The organism is Amphibacillus indicireducens (genome assembly GCF_039539605.1).
GTDB classification, from domain to species: domain Bacteria; phylum Bacillota; class Bacilli; order Bacillales; family Amphibacillaceae; genus Amphibacillus; species Amphibacillus indicireducens.
Genome location: NZ_BAABDL010000038.1, coordinates 1 through 7739 on the forward strand (window position 1 = coordinate 1; position 7739 = coordinate 7739).

General features: G+C 36.4%; 5 protein-coding genes. 3 read left to right on the plus strand and 2 right to left on the minus strand.

Features of this window, described 5'->3' with window-relative positions; genetic code table 11:
• The first annotated feature begins 75 nt into the window (after positions 1-75).
• Complete coding sequence (locus ABD814_RS03430) at positions 76-243, plus strand: EAL domain-containing protein (protein WP_344910356.1); 168 nt, start codon at positions 76-78, stop codon at positions 241-243.
• A 94-nt stretch (positions 244-337) separates the two neighbouring features.
• The gene (locus tag ABD814_RS03435) at positions 338-1201 is read left to right on the plus strand and encodes a zinc ribbon domain-containing protein (RefSeq protein WP_344910348.1); all 864 of its coding nucleotides are present in this window, start codon (positions 338-340) and stop codon (positions 1199-1201) included.
• Between the two features lie 385 nt (positions 1202-1586).
• On the opposite strand, the gene ABD814_RS03440 is transcribed toward ABD814_RS03435, so the two are convergent.
• Positions 1587-2549 carry a nuclease-related domain-containing protein gene (locus tag ABD814_RS03440; RefSeq protein WP_344910350.1) on the minus strand — a complete coding sequence of 321 codons (963 nt, stop codon included), beginning with the start codon at positions 2547-2549 and terminating at the stop codon, positions 1587-1589.
• A gap of 526 nt (positions 2550-3075) precedes the next feature.
• On the opposite strand from ABD814_RS03440, the gene ABD814_RS03445 reads away from it, so the two are divergent.
• Positions 3076-4116: an LCP family protein gene (locus tag ABD814_RS03445; protein ID WP_344910352.1), complete on the plus strand. Its 1041-nt coding sequence runs from the start codon at positions 3076-3078 to the stop codon at positions 4114-4116.
• Positions 4117-4451: 335 nt separating this feature from the next.
• Here the strand turns inward: ABD814_RS03445 and ABD814_RS03450 are convergent, their stop codons facing one another.
• Positions 4452-7607: a peptidoglycan-binding protein gene (locus ABD814_RS03450; RefSeq protein ID WP_344910354.1), complete on the minus strand. Its 3156-nt coding sequence runs from the start codon at positions 7605-7607 to the stop codon at positions 4452-4454.
• Positions 7608-7739 lie beyond the last annotated feature (132 nt).

The following is a 7739-nucleotide window of genomic DNA, read 5'->3' on the forward strand; positions in this document are numbered from 1 at the left end:
TGATTGGTTATTTTTAATTGATTTGATGCGGTTTATTCAGGTTTTATGATTGGGCTATGAATAATCTAGGCTTTAATTCAGTTATTTCGAGATTATTGTGAGAGTCAGGATGTTCAGCTTGTGCTTGAGGGATTAGAAACGCGGCAAGAATATTTATTAGCGATGGAGCTAGGTGTCGAGAATGCACAGGGGTATTTTCTTGGTCGGCCGGCGGCAATCGAAGAGGTACATGCTTTTTTATGAAGGGTGAGTTTTTTATAAAAAAAAGCTTCTTGCTTTGATTTATTCATTTTTTTAGGTAGACTGAAATAGATTATTATTAAAGGAGTGGGTTGTTTTGATTTGTGGAAAATGTCAAACTGTCAATGATCCAAATGCAAAGTTTTGTGTAAACTGTGGCAAGCAAATTGATCATTTAAAGCGTCAGCCTGTTGAAGAGCCATCAGAAGTGAAAGTTGATGATGGCGTTGAGGAAGTAGTTGGAGCCGAAGCGCAGGTGCAAGAGGAAGCGAAGCAAGCGACTGCTGAGGAAACTGGTGCAGGTAGTCCTGGGCAGCCAGTGCGTCAGATGGAGCCGGATCCGGTGCTTGAGAAAGCGAAGGAGATTGGTCAGAGCTTCTTAAATTTCTTACTTGAGGGAGTAAAGGCGCCGTTTCAAGCGAGTAAGTCGGTTGGTGCCGAGCAAGCGGATTTAATTAATGGACTGATTACATTACTTATTTTCTCTGGTTTTATTCCGCTGTCAGTGTTTGTTTTAGGTAGTTGGGGACGCCCGCCGTTCTTCGCTACAGTTGTTCTACCATTTATTTTGTTTATCATTTTCATCGCGATCACGGTTTCTGTAATATTTGCAGTGTCTCGTTTGATGAAGTCTGAGATTGACTTTTTGCAGGTTTTTACTCGGTTTATGACGTTTATGATTATTCCTGCTGGGCTTGCAGTGCTGACCTTTATCGTAAGTATTTTCAATGCTTACCTATTTAGCACATTATTATTGGCGCTAATTTTTATGACGGTATCACTCGCGAGCATTGGTACGATCTTTACGATCAAAGAAACGAAGGAAAAATCAGGTGGACTTGACGTCATGTATGTTGTAATCATCCATTTCTTGATTATCTCACTTGTGTTGGCATTGTTCGGCGATGCATTGCTGGGTCAATTGATGAATCAATTAAATCCATTTAATTTTATGTGGTAAGAGGATGATTGAGGTTCTGATGCGCTGATGCGTGTCAGAGCTTTTTTTGTTTTGGTGGGTGGGTTGGAACTGGCTGTGGCCAGTTCTTTCGTTCTTTTAGGATGAGAGAATTGGCGATCGCCAATTCTGACTATATTGAAGTGCCGGGGATTGGATTTGCGTGCGAGGCGGAATAAATTGGGTTATACGCGATATTTATGATTTGCACGCGATATTGCGGATTTGCGCGCGAATTTTGGAATCTGCACGCGATATCTCAGTTTTACACGCGAAATTCAAAATCTGCACGCGTTCGCGTGTAATTTATGCATTAAATGGAATCCTCCTACTGATTCACAACTTTATTATCATTAACCAATAGAAAAGAACTGGCCAAAGCCAGTTCTTACTTATTTTTTTCTAATAATTTCTCTAGATTATATTGAGTTGACCTATTATTCCCTTTAGTTAGGAGTTCTAGTCCGGATAACAACCGGTAGATTATATCCGGAGAGTCTACTTGCAAAAAACGACGTGCTGTTTTATTTGTGATCAGCGGATTGAATAATCTGGCGTAATCGCTTAATGCTTCGATATGTGCATGTCGATCTTGATGCTGACATTTTTGGCAGCTCCAATTGCCATGTATGCGTTTCATGATTCCGTACTCACACTTTGTGCATAATACGCCTGCTTGAATTGAACGTAGGTCTACTTTAAAACGATTAATAATATTTTCTTGTTTTAATGTGTGCTTATTCAATAATAAATAGGCGAGTTTTTTCAATTCGGGTGTTGTATAAATTGCTTGGTAGTGTTGGCAGAGGCTATCGATTCGAAATGTGAGTTGCTGTAGTGTGATCATATCCGCGTTTCCACCTAAATTGAGGATCGCATTTTTATTTGTGAAAACGACAAGTGGATGAATTGGTAGATCGGAATAACCTAAACTGTTTAGGACTTGACGAAGTTGTTTCGCTTGGAGTTTGACTTGAGTGTAGGGATTATCATAACCTTTTTGGTAATCTGGAGTTTGTTGGATGAGCTGGTCTTCCTCATTTAAGGTTAGCTCGCCTTTAAAATTCTTCGATTCGATGATGAAACAAACTGATGAAGTTAAAATCATCCGGTCAATTTGAAAATAATGCTTGTCCCATTTTAACCGTGGTCCCGCTAAGCTAAATGTTTTTTGTAAATCTGCCAGGTGTAAAAAATAATCTAACTGCATTTCCCCTTGATAACCTGCCCGCTCTTTTCCGTAAGCATCTTGGATTTCTTCATAAATCCTGTCACGTCGTCGATAGCGTTTTAACAATACTTCTAATTGTTGATGTAATTCTGTTTTTGTTAAAGGTAAAACTATGTTCATTTTCAAATCACTCCTTTATTTTATTGGATTAATTTGGATTTAGGATGAGCGCACGCAAGCTGGCTAAATCAATCGATGAATGGTTATGAAGATGAGTGGAAATGATGTGGTTATTCCTTATTATAGCAAACAGAGTTATTTAAACAATCGTTTTTATAGCATTGGATATTTAGTCTAAAGTTTTCATTCATATCTCGCAAGCTTTTAGGGAGACTAAACAAAAACTGTGTAACTTTTTTGACAAATTAGCGTCTAATTACTGTGGTCATTATAGAATCGACACTATTGTTTAATTCTTTTTGTAGTTAAGATATAATATGTAACTAGATATAACTTAAGGAAGATTGAAACAGAATAATTATAGTCAAAATTTTGTTGGTGATTTTTTCAATTAACGAACATCTAATGGCTTGATTCTTTACAATCATGTTACAAGTAGAGTTTTATTCATAATTCAATTTACCTTTCTTATTTTTAATAGTACAATTAGGAATAAGATTGTCGATATCTTTCTAAGGGGATAAAAATGAAAAAAGAAAATCATAATAAATCACGAATCGTTAAGCGACAAGTGAAAAAGAAACGGCGAAATAAAAAGGTCATACTATTTCTTGTTGTACCCATAGCCATATTATTTACGGCTGTTTTTGCATATGGATATAGTATTTTTAGTAAAACTCATCAGGCTGTTGAGAGTTCGTATGAGAGTGATGGTCGTGCATCGGGATCGGAATTAAGAGAATATGAGGTAAATCCAGCGACAGATAATGTTTCAGTTCTGTTTATTGGTGTCGATGAAAGTAATCATCGAGACAACGAAGGCTTTTCACTATCTGATGCTTTAATTTTAGCGACATTAAATATTGAAGAAAATAGTGTTAAATTATTAAGTATACCGCGAGACTCACTTGTTTATATTCCACATACGCAAAAGTATGATAAGATTAATCACGCTCACGCATTCGGTGGACCAAAAGCAACGATTGAAGCAGTTGAGGGATTTTTAGAGATTCCGGTTGATTATTTTGTTCGATTGAATTTCCATGCATTTGTTGATGTTGTTGATGCTTTAGGAGGCATTGAGTTTGATGTGCCCTACGAGTTTAGAGAATCAGATTCAAACGATCGAGGAAAATCGATTCATTTACTCCCGGGTGTCCAGCAAGTTAATGGTGAAGAAGCTCTCGCCCTCGCTCGAACGCGATATAAAGATAATGATATTGAGCGTGGTAAACGACAACAACAATTAATGGAGGCAATTCTGAAAAAGACTGTTTCAGTCGGTTCAATTCCCAAAATTGGTTCCGTAATCGAAGCGATCGAAGATAATATGGTAACAAGCATTGAAACGAGTGACATGATGGGCTTTGCTTCATACGGTATTTCAGGAAACCTTTCACTTGAAACACTCAATTTAAAAGGTCATGATTTGTGGACAGACTTATACTACTTCCAGCTCGATGAAGAACATTTAGCGGTGACAAAACAAACGTTGCAGCATCATTTAGGTTTAATTGACGATAGCCAATTAACAATTGATTTAGCTACTAGCGAGGATACAGAATAAAATATTTTCTAAAAACTTATTTAACAATTTAGATATGGAATATTACTTAAATTTATCACGATTAAAAATGGCTCTAAAGCCACTTTAAATCGTGATTTTTTATTTAAAAACTAATCATATTTCTTGATGATCCTAAACCCTTGTTTCACAGGTAAGGTCCTGATCATTCAATAGATTGATCAGAAATCGCTAATTATATGACGATGTGCTATAAGTTGAGTATAGAACAAAATTGCGTAATCACTCCTTTTATCCTTTACTAACAATCTAATTTTTGTGACTAGATCGATAAAAATAGCCTAGTTCTTCATAAAAGAACTAGGCTTAAGAGTAGTTTAATTATATCTTACAAAATCATATTTTAATCTTGGGTTGCTTAATTGGTCGATCATTCTTTGTAGATTAGTCGTTTGTTTGACTGCCCAACCAATGTCTGTTGCATATTGTCTTCCGAAATTCCCTGTATTAGCCATAACTAAAGGATTCCAGCGCATTTTATATAGTGTGTTTTGTTGGAATGCTCCATGAATGTAACTATCACCGATAAATTTAGCGCCACCAATTATAGCCTTCTCAGGGGTATCCCAGCCTTGTCTATATGCTTCTCTAGAGCCAAGACCATTAGGATCACGATCACCTGCACCAATACCAAACATATTGTAGACAGTCGTTCCATTAACGACAATACCTCTAGCTAATCTCGAAGTACCTTGACCAGTTTCTAATAATGCATGTGAGATTAAATAAAGTTCATTAACATTATGCGTCAAGCTTGCTTCAACAAATGCTGCACCCATACCTTCTAAGATGCCTTTTCCTTCTAAAAACTTATTCAATTCTGCAGCTGTTGCACCCATATTGGATGATAGATCAAGATGTTGCATGTCATTGTTATTAGTAGGATCTACATATCTTTGTGTGTCAGCTCTTGTTGCGTTTCTCCAAGCTTGATAACTGATTCTATACCAATTGCTATTTGTTTTCTCTAGAACAGTTACTCTTGAACCATTGCTCAATGTACCAAAAACATGAGACGTAGTATTTGTTCCAGCACGTACATTTAAATTTGCTGTTGTACGATGTCCGATATGACTCTTAGCTACTAAACTAGTGTGAACATATAAAACTTCTCTTTGATATTCTACTTTGTACCAGCTTCTACTTCCTCTAAATTCACTTCCTTGAACAGTATCTAAGACTATCAATTCTGTTCCTGGACTCAATAAATGCTTTTGAGTAGTAGTACTGATTTCAGCTCTAGTTCTCAGATAGACATTACTAGAAGCATCAATTTTACCAAATTGAATTTCCTCAATATAGCGTGCACTTACATAAGCAGGATCATTTCTATAGAGATCAGTTTGTGGTGGCGGATTTGTAATAGCCATTTGAATATTTACTGCTTGAGCTAAGCTTAAATTATAATCACTATAGGTAATAATTAATTTACTAGATTCAAAGACACTGTCTAACCTTGCCAGTGTTACAGAGTCTGCAATACCATTTACAACAAGACCATGATCCCTTTGAAAAGCTTTAACTTGGCTTTCCATGTAACTGCCATATAGATTAGTAACTGTAATTCTACCATAACCTAATTGATTCAACTTTTCTTTGATATCTCTAGTATCATCATGACGCCTATTGAGTTGGAAAGGACTGTTATACACTTCATCAAGTTTCTGAATTGTTGCATCATCAGTTCTTCCCGTTATAGATAGACCGTAGTATCTTTGGAAATCTCTTACGCGATCTGCTGTAAAATCACCGTAATAATCAGTCACGAGAATTCCTGAAAAACCAACGTGGTTTAATTTCTTTTTAATTTCTGAAATATTACCGTGTCTATCACCTAAGCCAAAATTAGTTCTTGAGATTTCTGCTTCTATTCGCGCAGAAGTAATATCATCTACGATTCCATTAACAACTAAGCCATGGTCTCGTTGAAAAGCTCTTACTTGTCTTTCCATAAAACTTCCATATAGACTGGTAACAGTAATTCTGCCATAGCTTAAATGGTTTAACTTTCGTTTGATATCAGGAATATCATTATGGCGTCTATTAAGTTGGAAAGGACTATTGTACACTTCATCAAGTTTCTGAATCGTTGCATCGTCAGTTCTTCCGGTTACAGATAGACCGTAGTATCTTTGAAATTCTCTGACACGATCTGCTGTAAAGTCACCATAATAATCAGTCACCAGAATACCTGAAAAACCAACGCGATTTAATTTTCGCTTAATATTTGAAATATTACCGTGTCTATCACCTAAGCCAAAATTAGTTCTTGAGATTTCTGCTTCTATTCGCGCAGAAGTAATATCATCTACGATTCCATTAACAACTAAGCCATGGTCTCGTTGAAAAGCTCTTACTTGTCTTTCCATAAAACTTCCATATAGACTGGTAACAGTAATTCTGCCATAGCTTAAATGGTTTAACTTTCGTTTGATATCAGGAATATCATTATGGCGTCTATTAAGTTGGAAAGGACTATTGTACACTTCATCAAGTTTCTGAATCGTTGCATCGTCAGTTCTTCCGGTTACAGATAGACCGTAGTATCTTTGGAATTCTTCAACACGTTGTTTCGTAAAGTCACCATAATAATTAGTCACGAGAATGCCCGAAAAACCAATTCGGTTTAGTTTTTGCTTAATATTCGAAATGTTAGGATGGCTGTCGCCTACTTGAAAGTTGGTTTTAGCTGCTTCGCTATTCAACTTATTTAAAGTGACCTCATCAACAATCCCGTTAACTGTCAATCCGTAAGCTCTTTGAAAATCTTCCACTTTGCCTTCCATATACTCACCGAAGTATGCAGTTACAGTGATTCCACTAAAGCCCAGCTGATTTAATTTTCTCTTAATATCTTTGATGTCTTCATGAGTTTTACCAAGTTGGTATGGACTGTTATAAACCTGATTGAGTTTTTGAATCGTGGCGTTGTCTAACCGGCCATTTACAGAAAGGCCATAGTACGCTTGAAATTCTTCAACTTTAGTTTTCGTATATTCACCAAAATAATCGGTGACTGTAATACCTGAGAAGCCTACACGATTAAGTTGTCTTTTTAAATTAGGAATCGACTCATGTCGATCACCCAATTGAAAAGTAGACTGTGATACAGTTGCTCTATTTAATGACATTCTTGCTTGAACAGGTTTCTCTTCTTCTATGTCTGAATGCTCTTCAGCCTTTTTAACAGGGGTTTCATCGTCTAGATTCGATGTTTCTTCATCAGGAACATCATCAATCTCAGAACCCTCTTTGGCTTGATCGGCGTTTACATCCTCAAGCTCTTCTTCTACTGCCTCTGTTAGCCCGCCTTGATCTTCACTTTCATTTGGTGAATCATTTCCTTCAGAAGCATCAGAAGTTTTAGTATCACTTACTTCATAATCTGTAATTCCTGCTACTGAGGATTGTGTGCTAAAGTGAATGATAAAAACTACTGCAAATCCTAAAAATAGATATTTTAAGAACTTCACTTTAGTTTCACCTCCTTTTTCTATTAATTTATGATTTTACATCACAGCCATTATAACACTTTTAAACCTGCATTATTCATAACTTGATTTTTTATAGGTGATTTGCCCATTAAATTGCCAAAAGTGAATGCC